Origin of the sequence: Roseobacter weihaiensis (genome assembly GCF_020622345.1) — a bacterium.
GTDB classification, from domain to species: domain Bacteria; phylum Pseudomonadota; class Alphaproteobacteria; order Rhodobacterales; family Rhodobacteraceae; genus Roseobacter; species Roseobacter weihaiensis.
Window position 1 is genome coordinate 1 of the sequence record NZ_JACNMO010000039.1, and the last position, 23,743, is coordinate 23,743.

Annotated in this window: 19 protein-coding genes; 4 read left to right on the forward strand and 15 right to left on the reverse strand. The window is 61.4% G+C overall.

The features are described 5' to 3' along the window. Window positions 1–353 precede the first annotated feature (353 nt). Entirely contained in the window at window positions 354–881 is a 528-nt protein-coding gene (locus H7847_RS24935; RefSeq protein WP_227272206.1) for a flavin reductase family protein, read from the forward strand. Here H7847_RS24935 and H7847_RS24940 read toward each other — a convergent pair. From H7847_RS24940 to H7847_RS24975, 8 genes are all read right to left on the reverse strand, one after another. Next, a complete protein-coding gene (locus H7847_RS24940; RefSeq protein ID WP_227272207.1) occupies window positions 875–4,501 on the reverse strand; it encodes a translocation/assembly module TamB domain-containing protein in 3,627 nt (1,208 codons plus the stop codon). The two genes, H7847_RS24935 and H7847_RS24940, sit on opposite strands and share 7 nt — an antisense overlap. Continuing rightward, the gene (locus H7847_RS24945; protein WP_227272208.1) at window positions 4,498–6,276 is read right to left on the reverse strand and encodes an autotransporter assembly complex protein TamA; all 1,779 of its coding nucleotides are present in this window, start codon (window positions 6,274–6,276) and stop codon (window positions 4,498–4,500) included. Before H7847_RS24945 ends, H7847_RS24940 begins: the two co-directional genes overlap by 4 nt. 292 nt (window positions 6,277–6,568) lie before the next feature. Further along, complete coding sequence (locus H7847_RS24950) at window positions 6,569–6,967, reverse strand: DUF3307 domain-containing protein (RefSeq protein WP_227272209.1); 399 nt, start codon at window positions 6,965–6,967, stop codon at window positions 6,569–6,571. A gap of 166 nt (window positions 6,968–7,133) precedes the next feature. After that, window positions 7,134–8,231 (reverse strand): ABC transporter ATP-binding protein, encoded by a 1,098-nt coding sequence (locus H7847_RS24955; RefSeq protein ID WP_227272210.1) that lies wholly within the window; start codon window positions 8,229–8,231, stop codon window positions 7,134–7,136. 26 nt (window positions 8,232–8,257) lie between these two features. Further along, window positions 8,258–9,910 (reverse strand): alpha-amylase family glycosyl hydrolase, encoded by a 1,653-nt coding sequence (locus H7847_RS24960; protein WP_227272211.1) that lies wholly within the window; start codon window positions 9,908–9,910, stop codon window positions 8,258–8,260. 22 nt (window positions 9,911–9,932) lie between these two features. Then, window positions 9,933–11,057 (reverse strand): carbohydrate ABC transporter permease, encoded by a 1,125-nt coding sequence (locus H7847_RS24965; RefSeq protein ID WP_227272212.1) that lies wholly within the window; start codon window positions 11,055–11,057, stop codon window positions 9,933–9,935. Between the two features lie 13 nt (window positions 11,058–11,070). Next, window positions 11,071–12,051 carry a carbohydrate ABC transporter permease gene (locus H7847_RS24970; protein ID WP_227272213.1) on the reverse strand — a complete coding sequence of 327 codons (981 nt, stop codon included), beginning with the start codon at window positions 12,049–12,051 and terminating at the stop codon, window positions 11,071–11,073. 72 nt (window positions 12,052–12,123) lie between these two features. Continuing rightward, window positions 12,124–13,479: an ABC transporter substrate-binding protein gene (locus tag H7847_RS24975; protein ID WP_406676038.1), complete on the reverse strand. Its 1,356-nt coding sequence runs from the start codon at window positions 13,477–13,479 to the stop codon at window positions 12,124–12,126. A 255-nt stretch (window positions 13,480–13,734) separates the two neighbouring features. Here H7847_RS24975 and H7847_RS24980 point away from each other — a divergent pair, with 255 nt between their 5' ends. Next, complete coding sequence (locus tag H7847_RS24980) at window positions 13,735–14,763, forward strand: LacI family DNA-binding transcriptional regulator (RefSeq protein ID WP_227272214.1); 1,029 nt, start codon at window positions 13,735–13,737, stop codon at window positions 14,761–14,763. Between the two features lie 13 nt (window positions 14,764–14,776). Then, window positions 14,777–16,090 carry a GH1 family beta-glucosidase gene (locus tag H7847_RS24985; protein WP_227272228.1) on the forward strand — a complete coding sequence of 438 codons (1,314 nt, stop codon included), beginning with the start codon at window positions 14,777–14,779 and terminating at the stop codon, window positions 16,088–16,090. A 73-nt stretch (window positions 16,091–16,163) separates the two neighbouring features. On the opposite strand, the gene H7847_RS24990 is transcribed toward H7847_RS24985, so the two are convergent. The 7 genes from H7847_RS24990 to H7847_RS25020 all read right to left on the reverse strand — a co-directional run bounded on the left by H7847_RS24990 (window position 16,164) and on the right by H7847_RS25020 (window position 22,926). After that, complete coding sequence (locus tag H7847_RS24990; RefSeq protein WP_227272215.1) at window positions 16,164–17,051, reverse strand: carbohydrate kinase family protein; 888 nt, start codon at window positions 17,049–17,051, stop codon at window positions 16,164–16,166. A 258-nt stretch (window positions 17,052–17,309) separates the two neighbouring features. Continuing rightward, window positions 17,310–18,368 carry a TRAP transporter substrate-binding protein gene (locus H7847_RS24995; RefSeq protein ID WP_227272216.1) on the reverse strand — a complete coding sequence of 353 codons (1,059 nt, stop codon included), beginning with the start codon at window positions 18,366–18,368 and terminating at the stop codon, window positions 17,310–17,312. 33 nt (window positions 18,369–18,401) lie between these two features. Next, window positions 18,402–19,691 (reverse strand): TRAP transporter large permease, encoded by a 1,290-nt coding sequence (locus H7847_RS25000; RefSeq protein ID WP_227272217.1) that lies wholly within the window; start codon window positions 19,689–19,691, stop codon window positions 18,402–18,404. After that, the gene (locus tag H7847_RS25005) at window positions 19,691–20,281 is read right to left on the reverse strand and encodes a TRAP transporter small permease (protein ID WP_227272218.1); all 591 of its coding nucleotides are present in this window, start codon (window positions 20,279–20,281) and stop codon (window positions 19,691–19,693) included. Before H7847_RS25005 ends, H7847_RS25000 begins: the two co-directional genes overlap by 1 nt. A 76-nt stretch (window positions 20,282–20,357) precedes the next feature. After that, window positions 20,358–20,861 carry a flavin reductase family protein gene (locus H7847_RS25010; RefSeq protein ID WP_406676039.1) on the reverse strand — a complete coding sequence of 168 codons (504 nt, stop codon included), beginning with the start codon at window positions 20,859–20,861 and terminating at the stop codon, window positions 20,358–20,360. A gap of 20 nt (window positions 20,862–20,881) precedes the next feature. Continuing rightward, window positions 20,882–21,772, reverse strand: a complete 891-nt coding sequence (locus H7847_RS25015) for an aldo/keto reductase (protein WP_227272219.1) — start codon at window positions 21,770–21,772, stop codon at window positions 20,882–20,884. Then, on the reverse strand, window positions 21,772–22,926 hold the full coding sequence (locus H7847_RS25020) for an LLM class flavin-dependent oxidoreductase (RefSeq protein ID WP_227272220.1): 1,155 nt from the start codon (window positions 22,924–22,926) through the stop codon (window positions 21,772–21,774). Before H7847_RS25020 ends, H7847_RS25015 begins: the two co-directional genes overlap by 1 nt. A gap of 102 nt (window positions 22,927–23,028) precedes the next feature. Between H7847_RS25020 and H7847_RS25025 the strand changes: the two genes are divergently transcribed. Beyond that, complete coding sequence (locus H7847_RS25025) at window positions 23,029–23,736, forward strand: GntR family transcriptional regulator (RefSeq protein ID WP_227272221.1); 708 nt, start codon at window positions 23,029–23,031, stop codon at window positions 23,734–23,736. Window positions 23,737–23,743 lie beyond the last annotated feature (7 nt).

Genomic DNA, 23,743 nt, shown 5'->3' on the forward strand with positions numbered 1-23,743 from the left:
TCCGGCAAGATCATGCGCCGCATCCTGCGCAAAATCGCCGAAGATGACTACGGCGCCCTCGGAGACACCTCAACTCTCGCAGACCCAACCGTCGTAAACGACCTCATCAAAAACAGAATGAACCGCGCCTAGCGCGTGACCTCTTGGGACCGGTACAGATTCGTGCCGGTTCCAAGCCCTCTGCCCCTCCGAGGCGGGCAGCCTGATCCCCTCGTCTCTCTGCATCCCCGCGAAGGGTTCTTTGTTTCTTGCCCTCAATACAATCTGCGTTACCTTTGGCTCACTCCTAATGCGGACAGGGAACCGATGACATTTCCAAATTATTTCAATCCCATAGACCCGCGGCACCTGTCGTGACCACAACGACCAGCCGCCGCTTTGTGCCCACACCTGAGCGGGCCCGTGATCTGCGGCGAGCCTTTGGATGCTTTGGCACGGGCGTCACGATTATCTCGACCGAGACGCCGGAGGGTCCGCTGGGCATGACCGCCAATTCATTCTCTTCAATCTCGCTTGATCCCGCGCTTGTGCTGTGGTCCCCGGCAAAAAGCTCGCAACGTCATGATGCCTTTGTTCAGGCCGCCCATTTCTGTATTCACGTGCTGGGGGCGAACCAGCTGACGCTTGCAAAGCATTTTGCCACCAATGGAACCGATTTCACCCCCTTTGACTGGACAGCAGGTCCTGGGGGCGCGCCCACGCTCAAAGGCAGCCTGGCGGAGTTTCACTGCGACACCTACGCGGTGCATCCCGCCGGCGATCACTCGCTGATCCTCGGAGAGGTCCGCCATGTGGTGCAGCATGACAGCGATCACACCGGGCTTTTGTTCGATCAGGGGCGCTTCGGCCATTTCTCGGCCAGCCCGGTGGCCGGTCAGTAGTCCCGTTCGAAAAAGAGCCCGACACTGCTGTCTCCATCCCCCGCGACCGTGGCCTTGCCCTTCAGTGCATCTGTGAGGTCAATGTTCAAAGAGACATCCGTGCCGGTATCGCTGTTGGTGGTCACATCCGTGTAGATGTTATCCGAGATATATTTCCCCGCTGTCACAGCGGTGCCACCTTCCTCGTTGGTGGTGACATCCAGCTCATCCAGACCAAAGCCTTCGCGCAGCCCCCCCAATAGATTGAACCCTCTGCGTCCGGTGAGTTGCGCCAGCCCGTTGGCAAGCTCCAACGCTTGGAAAGCAGACAGTTGCGAGACGTAGCGCCCAAAGATAATCAGCGACAATACCTCGTCCTGAGGCGCTTCGGGCACGGCGCTGAAGGTAATCTCGGGCGCGTCGGCGGGCCCGTCCACGGTGATGCTGGCGGTGCCGTCGGGGACTTCGGTCGTTGTGACAAAGCGGATGTAGGGCGTGACGCTGCCCTGGAACTGGACCGACCCTTCGTCCAGCTCAAAGCGTCTGCCAATGATGTCCAAACGGCCCCGGATCAGATCGAAACTGCCGGCGGAGATCAGCGTGTTGGTATCGCCGCGCAGCTCAAGCCCGCCGCCAAGCTCTGCATCCAGCCCGCGCCCGCGGACAAAAATCTGCGAGGGGGCGTTAATATCAATCGCCAGCGGATAGGCCGGACCACCACCGTTGCCTGCGGTCTGCTGCTGCGCGCTGGCAATCAGGCCTGCATGGGCGCGGGTCCGCGTGACGGCCGCCGTCGCCCCGACGTGGCGGATCTCGGGAATGCTGCCGATGCTGGTGACGCCAGTGCCCGGCACCGTAACATTGACCTGCGCGAGGTTGATCGTACCACCGATGCGCGCGCCGCCCGCCAAAGGCCCCTGCACCCCGATGTCGGCATCCAGTGTTGCTGAATAGAGGCTCGGGTCCGTCAGCACCGCCTCCCGCAGGGTCAGCGCGAGATCCCCATTCAGACTGGCAAGGTCCACCGATCCGGCCACCGTGGCCCGACCGCCTGCAGCGATATTTGCCGAGGCGTCGATCCGAGCTGCATTTTGTGCCAGATTGATCCGTGTTGTCAGATCGCTCAGCCCCAGGCGCAGGTTCGGCGCGGTGAAACTGGCGTTTTCGGTGGTGATACTCCCGCTGAGCGATTCCAGCGCAGGCGCGCCTTGCAGGGCCAGATCGAAAGCCGCCTGCCCCTGCAGGCTGCGCGGGGCCAGAAACGGTGCGGAGAGACCCAAGGGCAGTCGGCCCACAATCGCGAGGTCGACGGCGCTGCCGTCGGGCGCGGCGCTGCCCTCGATGGTGGCGGTCGTGCCCGCAGGACCGTTGAGCTGCGTGTCAACCTCCCAGGCCTCCCCCGCGCGGGCCAGCTCTCCCTCCAGCGCCAGCGGCCCCCCGATGTCCGGCACCAGAACGCGCATGTCGGGCAGGGACGCGTCAAAACTCACCCGCGCCTCAGGCCCCGTGGCCAGACCCGCCACCGCGAGTGACCCATCAAACGGCCCCTCGGCGCTCAGATCGACCTCATACCCGCGCGCGGCCTGCCAGATGCGCCCCTGCGCCTGAAGCGGCCCCCGCAGGCTGTCCACAAAGCGCTGCACCTCCGGCACGGAGACGTCAAAAGCCATGTCCATCGAGGGCCCCGTGGCCAGACCGGAAGCGGTGACCCGGCTGTCGTAGGGCGCATCAAGGGTCACGTCCACCTGCCAGCCTGCCGCCACCTGCTCACCGCTGGCGTCCAATGTCACGGGCCCGCTGTATTGCGGTACGACCAGCGCAATATCGGCCAGCGTGGCCTGCGCTGCGACCACACTGCCCACGCTGCGCAGGGCTGCATCCGCCGTTACGTCAACCGCATCGTTTCGCAGGATCAAGTCCCGAACGAAGGTGCCGGTCTCGTCCCGAACGGCGGCCAAAGACAGGGTTGTCTCACCCGACAAAAGGGCGTCTGTTTCGGGAATATCAACAGCGAGGTTCTGCGTGCGCCCCGAAATCGCCAGATCAAACATGCCGGACAGGGGCACAACCTCCCCCTCGACCGACAACGCGGCCGCCCCGTCCAAAGGCTGCCCCGTGAGCCCCGCAAAGCGCGACAGGTCCTCTGCCGCGACCTCGACCTGCAGGCGTGCGGGGAACCCATTGTCCAGCCCTTCAATGACCACATCCCCCTCCAGACCGTAGTCCGGGCCCGAGACCGTCAGCCCGGTGATCTCGATGGGTTGGTCTTCGATGTAGCGGATGTTCGCGCCCCCGCGGATCGCAGCGCCCAAGGCACGGGCCGCATCGGCATCGCTGACATCGACGCCCGTCGCATCCAGTGCCAGGTCCGCCACGAACCGGCCCACAGACCCTACGTCACCGTCCAGAATACCCTCAAGGGTCAGCGCCGCCCGCTCGATCTCAACCGCCTGATGCGTCAGTTGCCGGATGTCGAAGGCCCCGGAAAGGGCGTTGCCCTGATCGGCATCAAAGAAGACATCCAAGCCAACCGATTGCACTGTCACACCCGCATCAGATCCGGGCAGGACGACCGGGTCACCACCTTGCGCGATCTCGCCTTCAATGTCGATGAACCGGGGCCAGCGGTCCGCGTTGAGCCGCAGACGGCCCGAGAGATCGACGGCCTGTGCCGCCAGCGCAAAGCTTTCCACATCGATGGCACCGTCGGCCAGCAGCAGCGTGTCGAGTGTCAATCCCACATCAGGGCCAAAGAATGCAGTGTACTCCGGGGCAATCAGCGCAGTGATATCGCCCCCCACATCTGCCTGAATGCGCCGGTTGGGCACAGCCCCATCGCCGGCTGTCGGCTCGGCCTGCAGGGCCACCTGCCCGATGACGCGCGGCGCGCCGTCCGTCGACAGATCGATCTCCGCGACGAAATCGTCCAGCGGCCCGGTCCCCGCCACACTGAGATCGACCGAGGGCTGACCCGGCAGATTGAGCAGGCCGGCCGCGATCCCGGCGGGCTCTTCGGCCAGTGCCACGTTGATGTCGATCTGGGCACCTTCCCGGAGCACCGTCGCGGCCAGCTCAAACCGTCCGGTCACATCATCGATACGGTCTGCCGACAGATCAACATTCAGCCCCTCGTGATCCAGCCGGGCGGAGGCCTGCATCCTGAGCTGCACCGCCTGCCCCAGGATCGACGCGCCCAGATCGATCCGGGAGACTTCAAAGGTGCCGATGTTCACGGAAACCGGCAGATCGGGCAATTGCAGCTGGAAAGGTTCCGCCTCCGCGGGGGGCAGCTCAACCCCCGCCTCGTCTTCGGCCTCCGGCAGACGCTCCATCTGCAAGGACCGCGCTGTCAGGCTGTCCACTTCGAGACGCCCGCGCAGAAGGGCAGCCCGGCTCCAGATCAGCGACACCTCTTCCAGCGTCAGCCAGATGCCCTCCCCATCCGCAATGGTCATCCGGTCGAAGGAAGCCTCCGAACTCAGCGCTCCGGCAAAGCCCACAATCCGCACATCGCGGCCCGCACCTGAGAGGGCACCTTCGATGGTGCGGGTCAGAAAGCCTCCTCCGTCTTCCTCACTCTGCGCGAGCGCGGCGAAGGGCAGCAGCAGGAGTAGAATGCAAAGACCCGCAAACCTTATCAAAACGAGTGCCCTATCCCAAAGTAGAGTTGAAAGTCCTGGCCGTCTGTTTCACCAGAGGTCGGCACGGCGAGATCGACACGCAGAGGGCCGATAGGGGTGGCGTATCTTATCCCCACGCCGGCCCCGGTCTGCCATTCACCTGACCCATCCAGGAAATCCTCGCGCCCAATATAGCCTGCATCGACAAAACCGACAAACCCCAACGCGCCGGAAGTCCTGATGCGCAACTCTGCCGACAGGCCCAGAAACGCCCTGCCACCAACGATATCATCTTCGCCCGGCCCGACCCGCACCCCAAGCGATTCAAACTCATGCCCGCGCACGGTGCCGCCGCCACCGGAATAGAACAGAAAATCCGCCGGCGCATCCTCAAGCGAAGGTCCCGCGACCGACCCCAGTTGCGCCCGTAGTGCAAGCGTGGTGGGCCGCACCTCCCCAAAGCTGCGATAGCCGCGAATGTCCAGCTCGGTCAGCAGCCCGCTGTCGGTGCCACTCAGCGCCAGAAACGGGGTCAGGCGGGCATCCGCATAATAGCCGTTCCGTGCATCAAGGTCATTGTCCCGGTAATCGAAAGTGACGCTCGCCGGGACGAGAAAGAGCGTGTAGTTGTCTTCGCCGAAAAAGTCGCGTGTTTTTGCGCGCCGCAGCCCGACACCAAGCGTGTAGCGCCGCTCGTCCGAGGCGAAGCGCTCAATGCCGGCCCCCACCGAGAATTGGCGCGAAAAGAAATTGCTCTGGTCCAGCTGCTCAAATTCCGTGGTCGCAAAGAAATTGGTGTCCTCATTGAAGGTCGCGGGCCGCCCGTACCTTGCCCGCAAGACGTAATCGATGCCCCCCGTATCCCCGCCGATCCCGCCGACCTCGGCATCCACCCGCAGGCTTTCCGCGCCGCCAAAGAAGTTTCGGTGCAGCCAGAACCCGCTCAGGGTGAGCCCTTCGATCGTGGCAAGTTCACCACCAAAGCCAAACCGGCGCGGTTTGTTGTCGGCAACCCGCGCGGTGACGGGCAGCGTGCCGTCTGGCCCCACCTCCTCGTCCTCGATCAGCGCCACCGAACGGAAAGTCCCCGTGCGCCGCAACCGGGCAGCCGCGTCCTGCAGCTCCTTGGGAGAGTAGGTCTGCCCCTCGGGCAGACCAGCGATCTCGATAATGCGATCGCGACGCACGGCGGAGGCGCCGTCAACACGGAGTGGGCCAAACCGCAGACGGGGTCCGGGATTGATGCGCAACCGGGCATCAAGGGTCGCACTTTGGTGACGCGCGGTGATCTGCTGATCCGTGACGGTCGCTTTGGCATGACCGGCAGCGCGCCACCCGTCGATGCCCGCCCGCGCGGCAGATTGCACCACACTGATGCCCGCTGTTTCACCCGCCCCGAACCCCTCGGGCAGAACCGTGCCCGCAGTCAGTGGCGCAACCTCGGTCACGCCAAAGCGAAACCGCCGGCCCGGATTGATCGTGATCACTGCATCCGCCACCCGGGAGGGCGGCGAGACGGCGAGGATATCCGCCGCCTCGCGCCCGTCGAGCTTGATCTCGATCTGGGGACCGAAATAGCCGTTGTCATAGAGCACGGCCAACAGGCGTCTATAGTCGGCTTGCGCGGTAGCAACGATCTCTTCCGGCGCGACCGGTTCTTCGGACTGCGCCTGTTCGAAAAGCAGCGAGCCGCCTTCGAGTGTTGCCGCAAGCTCCGCGTCCGCGACCCCGACGATACGCACCTCTAGGGCGCTGGCTGTAAAAGGCACCGCAAGGCAGAAAACCACCGCGCTCACTGAACTACCAAACCGGCACCAAACAGCCCTGGGCAATGACATTAAAACAGCTCAAATCCCTCTGTGCGCATCTACAAATGTGACCAATGACAAGGAAACACACGCTTTGTTTCGTTATAGCGACAATCAAGCCAGGGCTGCAAACACCAAGCAGGCGCAAAGCGGTCTACCTGGCAAGATTTCAGTGGCAGAACCGGCAACCATCGCGTCGCGCATCGCGCGGTTCAAAACCCTGTGCGAGGCCGGCAGGCCCCTGAATGCCCGCGCGCCCCGAGCATCAAGACCCGCAGCGTCAGCCAGCGGGAACCAGCTGCATTGCCCAAACCCAGATCATCGCAATGTAGGTAAACTGGTGAAGGGCCTGATCGACACCGGTTGCCTGCCAAAACCGCGCATCGGCGGGCGTCAGCTTTTGCGCCGCCGTATAGCGGCCTTTCCACCAGTCGATGTGAAAATGCGCCACCCATTCCGCCACCACGACAATCAAGATAAATCCGACCGATGCCCCCACCAGCAGAAATGCAAAAACGGACCCAGCCGCATGGACGCCAGCATGTAAAAACCGGCCAAGGTGCAGATAACGCGCGCGGTTGTCCAGCATCATCCTGGTCTGCAGGAAGTAATCCGCGAACATATGCTTGGTCTGCAGCAAACACAGCAGAACGAACAAAGCACCCCAACTCTCACCCAAAACATGTCCTTTCACCATCCTCGGTGCATGGGGTCAGGTTAATGCGATGTCTCACGGTCTGTAAATCGGCGTTGCGCTTTATCTGAGATAAAGCGGGCCCTCTTGTCGGTTAAACTGGCGTTTTGTGGCCGACAAGGCGGGACTTGGCAAAGCGCCGCTGCCGCGATCAGCGATAGAGCAACGACCGGCCGTTCGCGAAAAGATGCACCTTGGCGGGATCGACCGTCATCTTCATATGGGTGCCGCGCACACCGGCATGAATGCCCTGCAGTTTGCCGATCACCGCTGCGGCATCAGCGGCGGCCTTTTCGAAATAGAGCTGGGTGACTTCGCCGAGCGCCTCGACAATCTCGACCTTGCCGGCAAAGGCGTAGGTATCGGCCTCCGTGGCGATCATATCCTCGGGCCGAATACCGACATTCACCTTCATCCCCCGGTCGCTGTCCTGCGTGGAAATGTTGGCCGCGATTGTACCACTGCCCGCGTCCAGACGGATCTGCGTGACAGTCCCGGGTTCGACAATCTCTCCGGGCAGCAGGTTCATCGCAGGCGAACCGATAAACTGCGCCACAAACTCGTTTTCGGGGCGCTCGTAAAGCTCCAGCGGCGTGCCGACCTGGGCGATGCCCTTGTTGGCCAGCACCACGATGCGGCTCGCGAGCGTCATCGCCTCGACCTGATCGTGGGTCACGTAGATCATCGTCGAATTGGGCATGCTTTCCTTGAGCTGCGCGATTTCGATGCGGGTGGCCACCCGCAGGCTGGCATCGAGATTGGAAAGCGGCTCGTCAAAGAGGTACACCTTGGGATCGCGTACAATCGACCGGCCGATGGCCACCCGCTGCCGTTGCCCCCCCGACAGCGCCTTGGGCAGACGGTCGAGGTAGTCATCCAGTTGCAACACCTTGGCGGCCCGGCTGACCGCCTCATCGATCTCTGCGGGGGTCTTCTTGGCCAGCTTCAGCGCAAAGGCCATGTTGTCGCGCACCGTCATATGCGGATAGAGCGCGTAGGACTGGAACACCATGGCAATGCCGCGCTGCGCAGGGGGCACATCGTTCATGCGCTGCCCGTCAATCAGCAACTCGCCCGCGGTGATCTTTTCAAGCCCCGCGATCATCCTCAACAGCGTGGACTTGCCGCAGCCCGACGGGCCCACAAAGACGATCAACTCGCCCGTTTCGATATCGAGGTCGATGTTTTTGAGCACCTCGACAGTACCGCCATAGGCTTTGCCGACGTCAGTCAGATTGAGATTGGCCATGTCTTACGTCCCTCCCAAGACGGATCTTAATCCTGCTTGAGCGCGAGGCAAACCTGCCAGGGCCCAAGGTGTAGCTTGTTATCCGGGCCGGGGCTCGCCCCGCCCAGCTCGTGCCCGATGGTCAACCAATCCCCCGCGGGCATATCGTGCATCGACGGCGTGTCCGACAGGTTGAAAGCACAAAAGAGCGTCTCCCCTTCGAAGGCGCGGGTGAATTGCAACACATCCCCAAGCGCATGCACGCCGCCATGGCTGCCCTTGATCAGCGCGGGGTGCGCCTTGCGAAAAGCAATCGCGCGGCGGTAGTGATGCAGGATCGCACCGGGTTCATCCTCCTGAACCGCAACCGCGCGGTTCAGGTGGTCATGGCTGACCGGCAGCCAGGGAAAACCATCCGAAAAGCCACCGTTCTGGTTGCTGGCCTCCCAGACCATTGGCGTGCGGCACCCGTCGCGGCCCTTGAATTCGGGCCAGAAGGTGATGCCATAGGGATCCTGCAGATCCTCAAAAGCGACATCGGCCTCCGGCAGCCCAAGCTCCTCCCCCTGATAGAGGCAGACCGAGCCGCGCAGACACAGGATCAGCGTCGCAAAGAGCCGCTGCGCCTGCGGCGACAGGTTCCAGCGTGTGGTATGGCGCATCACGTCATGGTTGGAAAATGCCCAGCAGGGCCAGCCGTCCTGCCCCACCCGTCCCAATTCGTCAAAGACTTCGGCGACGCGGGCCGCATTGAGCTGCGTCTTGGCCAGAAACTCGAACGCATAGCACATGTGGACCATTTCCGGCCCGCTGGTGTATTCCCCCAGCAGCTCAAGCCCGCGCTGTGCATCGCCCACCTCACCGACACAGGCGGCTGCCGGATACTCATCCAGCAATGCCCGAAACCGCCTGAGGAACGCGATATTCTCGGGCTGGTTCTTGGAGTAGAGATGCTCCTGATGGTTATAGGGGTTCACCGACGGCGCGATATTGTCGTTGCGTCGCTCTTTCGGCAGGGCTGGGTTATCGCGCAGTTCCTTGTCGGCAAAGTAGAAGTTGATCGTGTCGAGGCGAAAGCCGTCGACACCCCGGTCCAGCCAGAACCGGGTGGTCTCAAGCAGCGCGTTCTGGACCTCTTCGTTGTGGAAATTCAGATCCGGCTGCTCCACCAGGAAATTGTGCAGGTAGTACTGCTCGCGGCCGGGGTGCCACTGCCAGGCAGGGCCCCCAAAGATCGACAGCCAGTTGTTCGGCGGCGTGCCGTCGGGCTTGGGGTCAGCCCAGACAAACCAGTCCGCCTTGGGGTTGGTGCGGTCTTTCTGGCTTTCGACAAACCACGGATGCTGATCCGAGGTATGGCTCAGCACCAGATCGATCATGACCTTCAGCCCGTGCTGATGCGCCGATTCCACCAGCACGTCAAAATCCGCGAGGCTGCCAAACATCGGGTCCACATCGCAGTAGTCACTGACGTCATAGCCAAAGTCCTTCATCGGCGAGGTAAAGAAGGGCGAAATCCAGATCGCATCCACCCCAAGCGAGGCGATGTAGCTCATCCGCTGCGAAATGCCGATCAGATCACCGATGCCGTCGCTGTTGCTGTCCTGAAAGCTGCGCGGATAGATCTGGTAGATCACGGCCCCGCGCCACCAGTCCTTGTCGATGGCCGTCAAATGCAGATTGTGTTCCATTTTTCCCATGGAGCGGTTCTTTCCTGTGTCCCTATTTCACGGAGCCAGCCAGCAGGCCGCGCACCAGATAGCGTTGCATTGTGAAGAAAACGACCAGCGGCACCGCGATCGAGATGAAGGCCGCCCCGGCAAGGATGCCCCAGTCGCCGCCGCGCGAGCCCAGAAGGTCATCGGCGATCTTGACGGTCATGACCCAGCTTTCCGCAGTGGACGGCAGGAAAACCTTGGCCACCAGCAGATCGTTCCAGACCCAGAGGAACTGGAAGATCGCAAATGAGGCCAGCGCGGGAAAGCTCAGCGGCAGCACGATCTTGGTGAAGACCTGGAAATCCGTGGCCCCGTCGACCTTGGCGCTCTCGATGATGTCGCGCGGCAGGCCGACCATGTAGTTGCGCAAGAGATAGATCGCGAGCGGCAATCCAAAGCCCGTGTGCGCCAGCCAGATGCCCAGAAAGCTCTGCCCGATCCCGACCTGATTGTGCAGCTGCAAAAGCGGCACCAGTGCCAGTTGCAAGGGCACCACCAAAAGCCCTACCACCATGGCGATCAGAAACCCCCGGCCCCTGAAATCCATCCACGCGAGCGCATAGGCGGCAAAAGCCGCGATCAGGATGGGGATGATCGTGGCCGGGATCGTGACCGTGAACGTATTGATGAACGCCACATCCATGTTGTTGGAAAACAGGATCGTGCGGTAGTTGTCCAAGGAGAAACTCGGCGGTGTGGCGGTCGAATAATAGATGTTCGGATCGCGGGTGATCTCTTCGGGATTCCGGTAGACGAAATCGCCGTTTGCCTGCAGGGTGAGCGTGCGATCCCGGCGCAGATCGGCGGTCTCTCCGGCAGCGTATTCGGTGGGGGCCGCGCGCCGTCCGCCGAACCGCAGCACCTCGCCCTCACCCCCTGAAAAGATATTGCCCTCAATGACAAAGAACTCGCCATCGTTGCGGGCTTCTTCCGCCGGGATGCTGACCTGATAGTTCTGCTCGACCGCGAAAGGCGACAACCACCAGCCTGTCGCCGTGATCTGGTCGCGGTCCCGGAAGGACGACACCAGCAGCCCCACCGTCGGGATCAGCCAGAGCACCACCAGAAACACCACGGAGATGTTGACGGCCCAGCCGAGGGAGGATTTTGTACCGGCAATATTGTCCATCTGCTCTCTCCTCTCAGCGCATTTCGGCGCGGGCTTGGCGGATGTTCCAGATCATCACAGGCAGCACGATGATCATGATGACAAAGGCCACCGCCGTGGCGCGGCCGTCATCGCGGAACATGTAGGACATCATGTAGCTGGGCAGGATCTCGGTACCGAAATTGCCACCCGTCATGGTGTAGACGATGTCAAAGACCTTGAGCACGAGGATGGTGATCGTGGTCCAGACCACCACGATGGTGCCCATGATCTGCGGCACTTTGATCTTGAAGAACACCTGAAACGGGTTGGCACCGTCGATGATCGCCGCCTCCACCGTCTCTTCGGGAATCCCGCGCAGGGCCGCCGAGAGGATTACCATGGCAAAGCCGGTCTGGATCCAGATCAGGATGATCATCAGGAAGAAGTTATTCCAGAACTGCACCTGCAAAACATCCAGCGGCTCTGACGCGCCGAAGAAGTCGCGCAACGCATTGATGAGACCGATGTCGGAATTGTTGGCATAGACGAATTTCCAGATCAGCGAGGCCCCCACAAAGGAGATCGCCATCGGCATGAAGATCAGGGATTTGGCGATATTGCCCCATTTCAGCCGGTCGGTGAGCTGCGCCACCAAAAGCCCCAGAAAGGTCGCCCCCGCCGGGACGATGAGCACCCAGAGAAAGTTGTTGAAGAGCGCTACCTGAAAGCCTTGATCGGCGAACATGGTCTGATAGTTGCCAAAGCCGATGAAATCGTCACCCGACCGGTTATAAAGTGACCGCCAGAAGGACCCCACAACCGGATAGACCAGATAAAGGCCGAGAGCGGCCATCGCCGGGAAGAGAAAAAGCCAGGGTCGCACGAGGTTGGCGCGGTTGATGTTGATCCCCGGGTTATCCCCTTTCGCAGGAAAGATGATTTTGTCGAGAATGAGGTTCGAGAGATAGAAATATCCAACGCACCCCCCAACGCCGATCACAATGGTCAGCATGCCCTGCACAAGCGGTGACATCGCGGCCCCTCCTTAAATCTGGGATCGTTTCAGACCGGCCTTTCGCAAGCCGGTCTGATTTGCTTTTTGGTCTTACTGGATCGCGTCCCAGCGATCCTGAATGCCTTTGGCAACCTCGGCTGCCGGGGCACCGGTGGTGTAATCCACCATGCCACTCCAGAACGCCCCGGCCCCGATCTCGCCCGGCATCAGGTCGGATCCGTCAAAGCGGAACGTGGTCGCGTTCAAGAGGATGTCACCCTGTGCGCGGAGGCTGTCCTCAAGATAGGTGTCGGTGTTCACGCCCGCATGTGGTGTCAGAAAGCCGCCCTGCGCCATCCAAAGCTCGTGAGCGATCGGTGTCTTCAGGAACTCGATAAAGGCATTTGTGGCTTCCGATGGGTTGGTGATCGCAAAAACCGTGCCCGCGCCCAGCACCGGCTTGCCCAAATCCTTTTCCGCGTAGGCCGGGAAGTAGAAGAAATCCACATCCTCGCCTAAGACCGTGCCTTCCGGAAAGAAGGCCGGGATGAACGAGGCCTGCCGGTGCATGTAGCATCTTGGCGGAATAGAAAAGAGCCCAGACGGGCTGTCCCGAAAGTCGGTGTTGGCCACTGCCGAAGCCCCGCCATCCACATAGGCGTCGTTCAGCGCGAAATAGCCGAACTCTTCCATCGCGGCGACCACCTTGGGGTCGTCGAATTTCATCTCATTGGAGACCCAGGCGTCATAATCCTCGGGCGACTGGGTGCGCAGCATCATCTCTTCGACCCAATCGGTCGCGGGCCAACCGGTCGCGGCCCCGGATCCCAGACCGATACACCAGGGAGTGCCACCATCCTCGACAATGAGGTCGGTCAGCTCTTTCAGCTCTTCCATGGTTTCCGGGATATCGTAACCGGACTCGTCAAAGGCAATCGGCGAATACCAGACCAGTGACTTTACATCCACGCGGTAGAAAATACCGTACATCTGGTCTACCCCATCAGCGTCCGCATAGGTTCCCAGGTCCACCCAGGACTGACCGGCCGCGTAATTGTCACGGATCCAGTCCGCCGTGCCGTCCGGCAGAGGGGTCAGCAACCCCTGGCTTGCAAGATCCGCCGCCAGACCCGGTTGCGGGAAAACAGCGAGGTTCGGGGCGGAGCCGGACCGCGCGGAGATCACGATATCCTGTTCGAAGCTGTCGGACCCGGAGTAATTGACGGTCGCCCCGGTGGCGCTCGCGAAGTAGGAAAACGCCTTGTCCACCTTTTCCTTTTCATTTCCCGTCCAAGGACCGGTGATTTCGACCGTCTGACCCGTCAGATCATATTTTTCGGCAAATTCTGTGTAGCTGTCCCAGGTGAAGTCGCCTTCCCCCACTGCGAAAGGCTGATGCCCATCCGCCTGTGCAAGACCTGCCCAAAGTGCCAGCGCGCCGACGCCGACATAAAACCGTGCCATCATGATTTCCTCCCGTTGAGCCGGTATTTGCACCGGTCCATTTCCGACCTCGTTAAGGGCTCAGAGAATCGTCTCAAAGCGCTTTGAGTGGCGGGAACGTGACCGATGCATGCGGCCCTGTCAACTCAACCAAAAGGATTTGACAAAAGTTTTTCAAAGCGCTTTGAAACGAAGGGGCATTGCGTCTCGCTGGTCACGGTACCACGCAGGCTATTGCAAACGCCCGGCCAGGGCAGACGATACGAATGGATACGGGCAATGAATCTAAGAGAGCTTTCGCGACAACTCAACCTGTCGCAGACCACCGTCAGCCGGGCGCTGAATGGCTATCCGGAAGTCAGCGAACAGACCCGCAAGCGCGTCACCGAAGCCGCCCGCCGCTACAATTACAGCCCCAATGCGCGCGCACGGACGCTGGCCACCGGCAGAACCATGTCCATCGGTCACATCATCCCGATGTCGAAGCAGAACGAGCTGGTGAATATGGTGTTCACCGATTTCATTGCAGGCGCGGGTCTGGTCTATGCCCAACAAGGCTATGACATGACGCTGCGCATCGTGGCGGATGATGGCAAACTGGCGGCCTATCGCAGTTTTGCCGAACGCGGCGCGGTGGACGGCGTCATCGTGCAGTCGCCCACCCGGGATGATCCGCGCATCGACTATCTCGCCGCGCTCGATATCCCGTTTCTGGTCCACGGGCGCGCCTCCGAGATCACAAAGCCCTACCCTTGGCTCGATGTGAACAGCAAGCGGGCCATTGAAACCGCGACCCGGCATCTCATCGAGCTTGGCCACCGGCGGATCGGGCTGGTCAATGGGCATGAGGTGATGGATTTCGCCTCCCGCCGGCGCGAAGGCTATTGCGCGGCACTGACTGCGGCAGGGCTGGTGGTGGACGAGGCGCTGACCCGCTCTGGCGACATGTCCGAACCCAATGGGTATGAGGCCGCGCGTGACCTTCTGGCGCAGCAAGACGCCCCCACGGCGTTTGTTGCCTCCTCCATCGTGATGGCCCTCGGTGTCAAACGCGCGGTTGAAGATCGGGGGTTGCGGATCGGGCGCGACGTGTCGGTCGTGTGTTTCGATGACGATATCTCGTTCTTGCCGAATGCCGGAGAAACCCCGCTTTTTACCGCGATGCGCTCTTCGGTGCGTGCCGCTGGCCAGCGCTGTGCGACCTTGCTGATCGAGCGGATCAAAGCACCGCAGGCCCCGCCTCCCACTGAACTCTGGGAGGCAGAATTGATCCGGGGCACCTCGTCAGGGCCGGGACCCTTTGCATGAGCAAGGTATGCCCATGAATTTCGTCCGATCCGACTTCCCGCCCGGCTTTCTTTTCGCGGCCGCGACATCGAGTTACCAGATCGAGGGGCACGGATCTGGTGGGGCCGGCCCCACGCATTGGGATAGTTTTGCCGCCACGCCGGGCAACGTGGTGCGCGCCGAAAACGGCCAGCGGGCCTGCGATCACTATCACCGCTGGGAAGAAGACCTCGATCTGATGCAGGCGATGGGGCTGGACGCCTACCGCTTTTCGACAAGCTGGGCGCGTGTGCTGCCCGAAGGGCGCGGCGCGATCAACCCGCAAGGTCTTGATTTCTATGACCGGCTGGTGGACGGGCTGCTGGCGCGCAACCTCAAACCGATGGTCACGCTCTACCACTGGGAGCTGCCTGCCGCCCTTGCCGATCTGGGCGGATGGCGCAACCCCGATGTCGCCCACTGGATGGCCGATTTTGCCACCATCATCATGACGCGGATCGGGGACCGTGTGTTCAGTGCCGCCCCGATCAACGAACCCTGGTGCGTAGCCTGGCTGTCGCATTTCATGGGGCAGCAAGCCCCCGGCCTGCGCGACATTCGCGCCACCGCCCATGCCATGCACCATGTGCTGACGGCTCACGGGCGCTGCATTCAGGCGATGCGCGCTTTGGGCATGAAGAACCTCGGCGCGGTGTGCAATTTCGAGCTGGCGCATCCCGCCGACCCCAGCCCCGACGCCGCCGTCAAGGCACGGCTCTACGATGGGATTTACAACCGCTTTTTCGTCGGAGGGCTTTTCAAGGGCACCTACCCCGAAGAGGTGATGGAAGGTCTGAGCCCCCATATGCCCAAGGGGTGGGAGAATGATTTCGATCTGATCCGCAGTCCGATCGACTGGTTCGGTATCAACTACTACACCTGCAAACGCATCGCCCCCGCGCCGGAGGCCTGGCCCGGATTTTCGGAGGTGGAGGGCCCTCTGCCCAAGACCCAGATGGGTTGGGAGATATATCCCGACGGGCTGGAGCAGATACTGACATGGTTGCAGCGCGACTACACCGGGGCGCTGCCGCTCTATGTCACCGAATCGGGCATGGCGAACGCAGACACACCGCAGCGGCCCGACACGGCACGCATCGATTATCTGGACGCGCACCTTGCCGCCGCCCGCAGGGCCGTCGCGCAGGGGGTGCCGCTGAAGGGCTACACGTTCTGGTCGCTGATGGATAACTACGAATGGGCGCTTGGGTATGAGAAACGCTTCGGCCTGGTCCATGTGGATTTCGAGACCCTTACGCGAACGCCCAAAGCGTCCTACCACGCGCTGCGTGAGGCCCTCGCGCGCTAGCAAACCGCCACTATCGATCAAACTGACGCGAGCGACGGGTGCTTCGAGCCTGCAATGCCGGGATGCCGCCCATCTAGCGCAGTCCAGCACGCTCTTCGATCTGCGCTACGGTAATATCTGCAGGAAAGAGCATAGGGCTTTCAATCGCGAATGCGGCTGCCGCTGCCGCAAACCTTCCGGCAGGCGCCAGATCACGACCGGACCGCTGCGCATACCAGAGAGCCACGGAAAACGCATCGCCCGCGCCATTGCTATCCATCATCTTTGCGGGAAGGGCAGGAACAGCAATGCGCTCCCTTGCAGTCACGATCTCAGCTCCCTTTTCTGCCTTGGTAAGCACGACCTGATGCGCGCGTCCCGACAAAAGGCTGCCGATCACGAGATCCGGCTCGCGCAGGGCGACATCCGATAGCTGAACCACATCCGCCTGCGCAATGAAGTCATCGTACCAGGGGTTCACACCATCATAGTCATGCAGATCAAGCAGGATTTCCGCCTTTGTCAGTTTGAGGAGGTGAAGTATTTTCCTGGAGGAAGCAGAAAGGCTTAGGAAGATGGTTTGCGCTGCCTCAATTTCCGGTGCGATCCGGCTTTCGTCGATCAGCGGATCGGCCGGACCGTTTGACAGGAAGAGTGAATATCGCCCGCCATTCTTGTCCATGATGTTGAGGTGGTGGGGTGTCGGGGCATCCTGCTCGTCGACCATCATGGTAATCTTGCTTGCTTCACAGGCCGACCGGACAAGGGCGGCATGTTGGTCTTGCCCCAGGGCACAATGCAGTGTCGGCTTGCAGCCAAGGGCGGCCAGAGCCATCGATTTGCCAACTCCGGTTGAGCCAGCACTTTCGGTTTCGTGAGCCTCGAAAACGGTTGCCGAAGTTCCCTGCGGAAGATCGGCAACATAGATCATTCGGTTCCAGCTCGCGGCTCCCAGAACCAGCACAGGTCCGATGTCTGTCATCCGGTTCCTTTGTTGTTTACGCCCAACCGAGCTTGGCAGATCTCTTGTCGCATCTGTCGACAGGGCAATCTCGCGCTATCCCGCATGGTGTTATTGCGCCTTGGGGCTGCGCTCTGGTCCATGAGCTGCACTTCATTGCGGTCCAGAAAAAAGACAGAATACATGGTCATTGGCAGTGCCCCGGTGGGCCTGAAGGCGATATCCGGCTGCCGGTCGGGTCAGGCGGGGGGCATCTCTTGCGTTGCCCCCTGCACGGTTTCAGTTGAGGTCGGCGTCGCGTGCACCGCCCACTTCTGCTTCGGCCTGTGCCACGGCAGTTGTCAGCGCGTCAAAGATCTCCTCTCCGCGCCCGACATTGGCCTTGAACCAGTCGAAAACCGGGGCAGCGCCCGCCTTGAAGGCCGCTTTCTGCTCCGGTGTCGGGACGTAGAGATCACCGCCTTCGGCCACGAACTGCTCATAGGCTTCGATGGATTTGCGCTTTGGCGAGGCAAAGGTGGCCTGTTGCAACGCATAGAAGCCATCCACGACAACGCGGCGCATATCTTCGGGCATGGCCAGGAATGTCTCGTTGTTCATCCACCACAACGCGCCCATGTAAGCGTGCCCGTCCAGGGTGATGTACTTGAGACCCGCGTCGGGAAACTTCATCCCCATGATGTCGGTGATCCCATTCTTGGAGCCTTCAACAACACCGGTCTGGAAAGAGGTGAACAGCTCCGCCCACGGGATCGGCGTGGGTGAGGCCCCCAGCGCGCTGACAAGCTCCTGCGGCAGGTCTGCGACAACCGTGCGGATCTTCAGCCCTGCCATATCTGCCGGCTCGGCAATACGGTGCTTGGTGTTGGCAAAGTTGCGCCACCCGCCGGTGTTGCCGATCGTCATCAGCCGGATCGTGTCGCCTGAATCCTCCAGCGCCATCTGGCGCATGGTGCGGGTGAAATCCCCTGACAAGACATGCTCGGCAATCCGGTCATCGGCCATCAGATACGGCAGGTCGAGCACCTGAACATAGGGGAAGATACCCGCAGCCCCGCCCGAGGTGGAGACATAGATATCAATGGTGCCATCGGCGACACCCTGAAGGCATTCCGCGCCGTTGCCGCAAAGCTGCGTGCCCATGAATATCTCGACCTCAATCGCACCGTTCGAGGCCGCTTCAACGAAGTTCTTGAACACGACCAGACCGTCGTAATCCTCGTCGTTTTCGTTCGAGTTCGCGGTGGCGCGCAGGGTGAAGTCAGCGGCCTGCGCGGCCATGGCCGTGCCCACCAGCAACGCGGCAACTGTCAGAGATTGCAGGGTTTTTCGAAGCATAGTCGTTTTTCCTCCCGTTGGATTGATCTTTCGCTAATTGGCAAATCCGGTAAGCCGTGGCACCGTCATCGATATCGCGGGCACGTAGGTTATCAGGAATATGACCATGATCTCGACCGCCAGGAAAGGCAGAATGGCCTTGGAGATCGCCTCGACCCGTTCGCCCGAAACCGATGAGGCCACGAAAAGCACCAGTCCCATTGGCGGCGTGGCCAGCCCCACGGTCAGGTTCACGCTCATGATGATGGCAAAGTGGATCGGGTCGACGCCAAGCTCGACAAAAATCGGGCCGAGGATCGGCCCCAGAATGATGATCGCAGGGCCGGCATCCAGAAACATCCCCACCGCAAACAGCAACAGATTGATGAGAAAGAGCAGGATCAGCGGGTTCGAGGTCAGCGCCAGCACGAATTCGGCCATCGCCTCGGGCGCATGGCTGAGGCTGACCACGGTCTTGAACGCCATGGCCGCCCCCACCAGCAGCAGCACCACCGCCGAGGTCAGGCCGGCCCGCCCCAACACATCGGGCAGCTCGCTCACCTTGAGGGTGCGCATCACAAAAAGCCCGATGAGGAGCGCGTAGGCCACGGCCACCGCGGCGGCTTCGGTCGGCGTGAATACGCCAGCGAGGATGCCGCCCAGGATGATGACGGGCGTCATCAGCGGAAAGAACGCCTTGAGGCTCGCCTGCCCCCGCTCGCCCCATGTGTGCTTTTTGGTGGCAACGGGAAAGTCATATTTGTCCGCCAACAGCCGGACCATCAGCATCAGCCCCAGCCCCACCATGATGCCCGGCACGATCCCCGCCAGAAACAGCGCCGCCACGCTTTCGCCCATCACATAGGCGTAGATGATCATGATGCCCGACGGCGGGATAATCGGCCCGATCACCGAACTGGCCGCGGTAATCGCAGCGGCAAAGCGACGGGCGTAGCCCTGTTTCTCCATCGCGGGGATCAGCATCGACCCCAGCGCCGAGGTGTCCGCCACCGCCGACCCCGACAGACCTGCAAAGAGCATGGAGGACAGGATGTTCACATGGGCCAGCCCGCCCCGAAAATGGCCCATCATCGCCTGAGAGAACTCCACCAGCCGCAGCGTGATGCCACCGCGGTTCATCAACTCTCCGGCCAGCATGAAAAACGGGATCGCCATCAATGGAAAACTGTCAATGCCGTTATAGACATTGCGGTAAAGCAACGTGATGTCGCGTTCCTGCCCGTTGAGATAGAGCAGGAGACCGGGGGCTGCCAACAAGCCGAAAAACACCGGCAGGCCGATCAGCAGGAACAGCAGAAAAAGCGGCAGGAACCAGACCAGCATTATTCAGCCCCCACTTGTTCTTCAAGCGTGATGGCCGGCAGACGGTCTGCACCGCCCAGCATTTTGATGACGGCGCGCAGGATGAGTTCAATGTTGACCGAGATGAGCAAGACCGCCCCCACCAGCAGCGACGCCATCATCCAGCTGCGCGGCACGCGGAACCAGCTCTCGAAACTGAGGTCTGTGGGGATGTAGAGCGAGGCCGTGGCAAACCGCCCCGCAAAGCCTGTGACCTCGGACCACCCGATCTGCACCGCCACCAAAAGCACGGCAAGGCTGAGGCAGAGCAACACCGTTGAAAGCAGGCTGCCGATGCGTTTGGGCAGCAGGACGACCAGCGTGTCAATCGCCACGAACCCGCCACGCCGAAAGGCCGTCGGGGCCATCAACCCTGTCATCCACAGCATGCAAAAGCGCGCCGCCTCATCCGGCCAGGGCAGCGCGTTGTTCAGCGCGTAGCGATAAAAGACCTGGATCAGTATGGCCACGACCATGACAGCAACCGCGACAATGCCGATGGCGCGACCGACGGCAAGGGCTGCCTCGTTGAACAGCCGAAGTGGTGTGAGCACCACCAGCAGTGCACCCATAAATGGGTCTCCTCCCTGTCACCGGCGCGGTGCCGGGTTCACGCGGATGTTGATCGCACATCCATTGGTTGGCGTTTTACGCCTTGTTGTCAAACCTTCCAAACTGTCCTTGCGCGAAAATCAGCGGCTCTCCCTCCCCGAAGGCTGCTGATCTGACAAGGCCCAGGATGATCGCGTGATCTCCGGCGTCGTGGATCTGATGCGTGTCGCAATCAAACCGCGCAAGACAGCGGTCAAAGACAGGCACGCCTTGCGCGTTAACCGTCAGATCCAGCCCGCCAAACGCTGCGCCGGATTTGGCAAAGTTCAGCGCCACATCGCGCTGATCTGCGGCCAGAACGTGAATGGCGAAATGCGCGGCCCTGGCAAAGATCTCAAATCTTGTGGAGGATTTCGCGGGACACCAGAGCACCAGAGGCGGCGTCATCGACACGCTGGAAAAGGAATTGGCCGTCATCCCGAGCGGGCCGTCATCGGTTGCCGCGGTCACGACCGTCACCCCGGTTGCGAACTGCCCCAAGGCATCGCGGAACTGCCGGTCCTGCGGGGGCTCCATATCAAACGTCCGCAGGCGTGACATCTGCATGTGACCATCCGGCATCACGGCACCTCCTGCCCGTTGGCAGCCTCATAGAGCTCGAACCACATCTGACGGTCGATCTCCACACGCAGGGCATCGCTGAAGGTCGCAATGCGCGAGAGCGTATTTGTCCCCATCACCGGCAAAATGCCCACCGGATGGGCCAAAAGCCACGCAACGGCGACGGCCGCCCGGTCGACACCCTGCGCCTGTGCGATGGTCTCCATCCTTGCCGCAACGGCACCGTCCTCCGCCATCAGGCTGCCGCCCCCCAGCGGCGACCAGGCCATCGGGCGGATGCGGTGCTGCTGCGCATGTGCCAGATCACCATTGGTGAAACTGTCGCGGGCGGCCAGGCTCAGCTCGATCTGATTGGTGGCCAGCGGGTGGGTCATATTGGCCTGCAGCAGATCCCAGTCCCAGGGCCGGAAGTTGGACACGCCCGCGGCCTTGATCTTGCCCGCCGCGATCAGCGCATCGAGCGCCCCGCCGGTCTCGGCGGCATCCATCAGCGGGTCGGGGCGGTGGATCAGCAGCAAATCGATGTGGTCAAGCCCCATATACATCAGCGATGCATCAACCGAGGCGGTGATATGCGTCGCAGAGGTGTCGTAATGCTTGACCCGCGCGTCAGCGTATTTTCCGACCGGTGCGACGACATCGCATTTCGTGACGACCTCGATCTGGTCGCGCAGACCCGGGCTTTGTTTCAGGCAGTCTCCCAGAAGGCTCTCGGCCACATAGCCGCCATAGATATCGGCCTGATCCATGGTGGTGATGCCCTGCGCCAGACAGGCGTCGATCTTGGCCCGGACGTGCGTGGGAGACGTGTCAGGATCATCGGCCAGACGCCACATGCCGTAGACAATGCGGCTGACCTCGACGGATTGGGAAAGGGCGATGCGGTCCATCAGCGGCGGTCTCCTGCGGCCAGAGGGGTTGCGGGGGGCTCCGATGGCACCCGTCCATAAGCATGCGGCAAGGAGCAGGTCTTCAGATGCGGCATCACCAGCCGTCCAAAATGCTCTGCCTCGTCAATATGAGGGTAGCCCGAAAAGATAAAGGCGCGCATGCCCATCTTCTGATAGGCCTCGATCTCCGAGAGCACCTGATCGGCAGAGCCCACCAGTGCTGCGCCGCATCCCGACCGGGCGCGGCCGACGCCTGTCCAAAGGTGCGGCTCGATATAGCCTAAATCATCAGCGATTTCGCGCGTCTTTGACTGATGAGAGACCCCTAGAGAAGTTGCATCCAGCGCGCGTTCGCGAATTTTGCGGCCATGGTCGTCATCCAGTTTTGAGACGATGTAGTCTGCGTATTCCTTGGCTTCGGCTTCGGTATCGCGGACGATCATATGCACGCGGAGCCCGTAATCCAGCGTTCTGCCCTTTTCGGCGGCGCGCTCATGCACAGCCTGCATGCGACCTGCGAGGTCGTCTTTGGACTCGGGCCACATCAGGTAGACGTCACAGTGCTCGGCACATAGATCCAGCGCATCGGGGGAATAGCCGCCGAAGTACAACAGCGGCCCGCCGGTCTGGTACGGTTTCACCGGGTCCGTGGTCATGCCCGAGAAACTGTAGACGTCGCCGTTGAAATTGATCTCCTCCCGGCTCCAGGCCTGTTTGAGGATTTCCACGACCTCCCGCGAGCGCTGATAGCGATAGGGGCTCGGCTCTTTCTGACCCGGAAAATCGGAGGAAATGATATTGACCGTCAAGCGGCCTTCCAACATGTGATCAAGCGTCGCAAGGGTCCGTGCCAGCATGATCGGCTGCATCTCACCGCAGCGCACGGCGGCCAGCATGTTGATACGGTCCGTGATCGGCGCGCAACCGGCCACGAAACTCAGCGTGTCCTGCCCGACCTGATAGGACGAGGGGCACAGGATATTGCGAAAGCCCTGTGCCTCGGCCGTTTTGACAATCTGCGAGCAATGCGCCCAGCTCGAGCGCAAATCCCCATCCGGCACACCGAGAAACCGGTAGTCATCAGAGCACAGCGCCGAGAACCACGATACCTCAGCTGCGTCGAGGTCGGCAGAGGTGACCGGCACAATCGTCATCTTGAACTCTCCCCGGAGGTGCGATGCTATTTTGCTTGCATACCACCGGCAAAAATGTAGATCAATGGTGTATCAATTTTTACTGGTCACGTCCGAACCCCGATGTCGTCAACGCCGAAATACGCTGGTGCCTTACCGAAATACATCCAACTCAGCGAGCTTATCATTCGTGAGATCGATGCAGGCCGCCTGATGGATGGGGAGCGCCTGCCACCCGAAAGGGAGATGGCGCGCGCCTATGGCACGTCGATCGGCACCTTGCGCAAAGCGCTCGCCGATCTCGACACCAAGGGCCTGCTGCGCCGGGTTCAGGGATCGGGCAATTACATCCGCAAGGCGCAGAGCCCCGCCGGCCTCTACGCGATGTTCCGATTGGAGCTGCTGGACGGTGGAGGGCTGCCCACGGCCGATGTGCTGTCGCTTGACGTGGTGGAGAAACCGCAGGACCTGCCCGGATTTGGCCAGTCCGCCTATGCCACCCGCATCCGCCGGACACGGTTCCTGAACGCTGTAGCAATCGCGCTTGAGGAGATCTGGCTCGATGCAGGTGTCGGCACCTTGAACCTGAACATGTTGTCCGAATCTCTCTACCAGACCTACCTCAAGCGGCTGCACTTCTGGATCACCCGCGCCGAAGACCGCGTGAGCATCGGCCAGTTCCCACCGTGGACACCCGAAGCCATCGCTCCCCGCGGCGCCCCCTGCGGCTATATCGAGCGGTTCAGCTGGACAGAGGCGGAAGCGCCGGTGGAATTCTCGCGAACCTGGTTTGACCCGGCACGCGCCGTCTATGTGCAACGCCTCAAGTAAGGATCGA

Excerpts from the sequence above, each read along its gene's own strand:
- H7847_RS24975 (WP_406676038.1), bottom strand. The coding sequence starts at position 13,479 with ATGATGGCACGGTTTTATGTCGGCGTCGGCGCGCTGGCACTTTGGGCA.
- H7847_RS25005 (WP_227272218.1), bottom strand. The coding sequence starts at position 20,281 with ATGGGTGCACTGCTGGTGGTGCTCACACCACTTCGGCTGTTCAACGAG.
- H7847_RS24990 (WP_227272215.1), bottom strand. The coding sequence starts at position 17,051 with ATGACAGACATCGGACCTGTGCTGGTTCTGGGAGCCGCGAGCTGGAAC.
- H7847_RS24970 (WP_227272213.1), bottom strand. The coding sequence starts at position 12,051 with ATGTCACCGCTTGTGCAGGGCATGCTGACCATTGTGATCGGCGTTGGG.
- H7847_RS25025 (WP_227272221.1), top strand. The coding sequence starts at position 23,029 with ATGTCGTCAACGCCGAAATACGCTGGTGCCTTACCGAAATACATCCAA.
- H7847_RS24955 (WP_227272210.1), bottom strand. The coding sequence starts at position 8,231 with ATGGCCAATCTCAATCTGACTGACGTCGGCAAAGCCTATGGCGGTACT.
- H7847_RS25000 (WP_227272217.1), bottom strand. The coding sequence starts at position 19,691 with ATGCTGGTCTGGTTCCTGCCGCTTTTTCTGCTGTTCCTGCTGATCGGC.
- H7847_RS24965 (WP_227272212.1), bottom strand. The coding sequence starts at position 11,057 with ATGGACAATATTGCCGGTACAAAATCCTCCCTCGGCTGGGCCGTCAAC.
- H7847_RS24995 (WP_227272216.1), bottom strand. The coding sequence starts at position 18,368 with ATGCTTCGAAAAACCCTGCAATCTCTGACAGTTGCCGCGTTGCTGGTG.
- H7847_RS24960 (WP_227272211.1), bottom strand. The coding sequence starts at position 9,910 with ATGGGAAAAATGGAACACAATCTGCATTTGACGGCCATCGACAAGGAC.
- H7847_RS25020 (WP_227272220.1), bottom strand. The coding sequence starts at position 22,926 with ATGACGATTGTGCCGGTCACCTCTGCCGACCTCGACGCAGCTGAGGTA.
- H7847_RS25015 (WP_227272219.1), bottom strand. The coding sequence starts at position 21,772 with ATGGACCGCATCGCCCTTTCCCAATCCGTCGAGGTCAGCCGCATTGTC.
- H7847_RS24980 (WP_227272214.1), top strand. The coding sequence starts at position 13,735 with ATGAATCTAAGAGAGCTTTCGCGACAACTCAACCTGTCGCAGACCACC.
- H7847_RS24985 (WP_227272228.1), top strand. The coding sequence starts at position 14,777 with ATGAATTTCGTCCGATCCGACTTCCCGCCCGGCTTTCTTTTCGCGGCC.
- H7847_RS25010 (WP_406676039.1), bottom strand. The coding sequence starts at position 20,861 with ATGTCACGCCTGCGGACGTTTGATATGGAGCCCCCGCAGGACCGGCAG.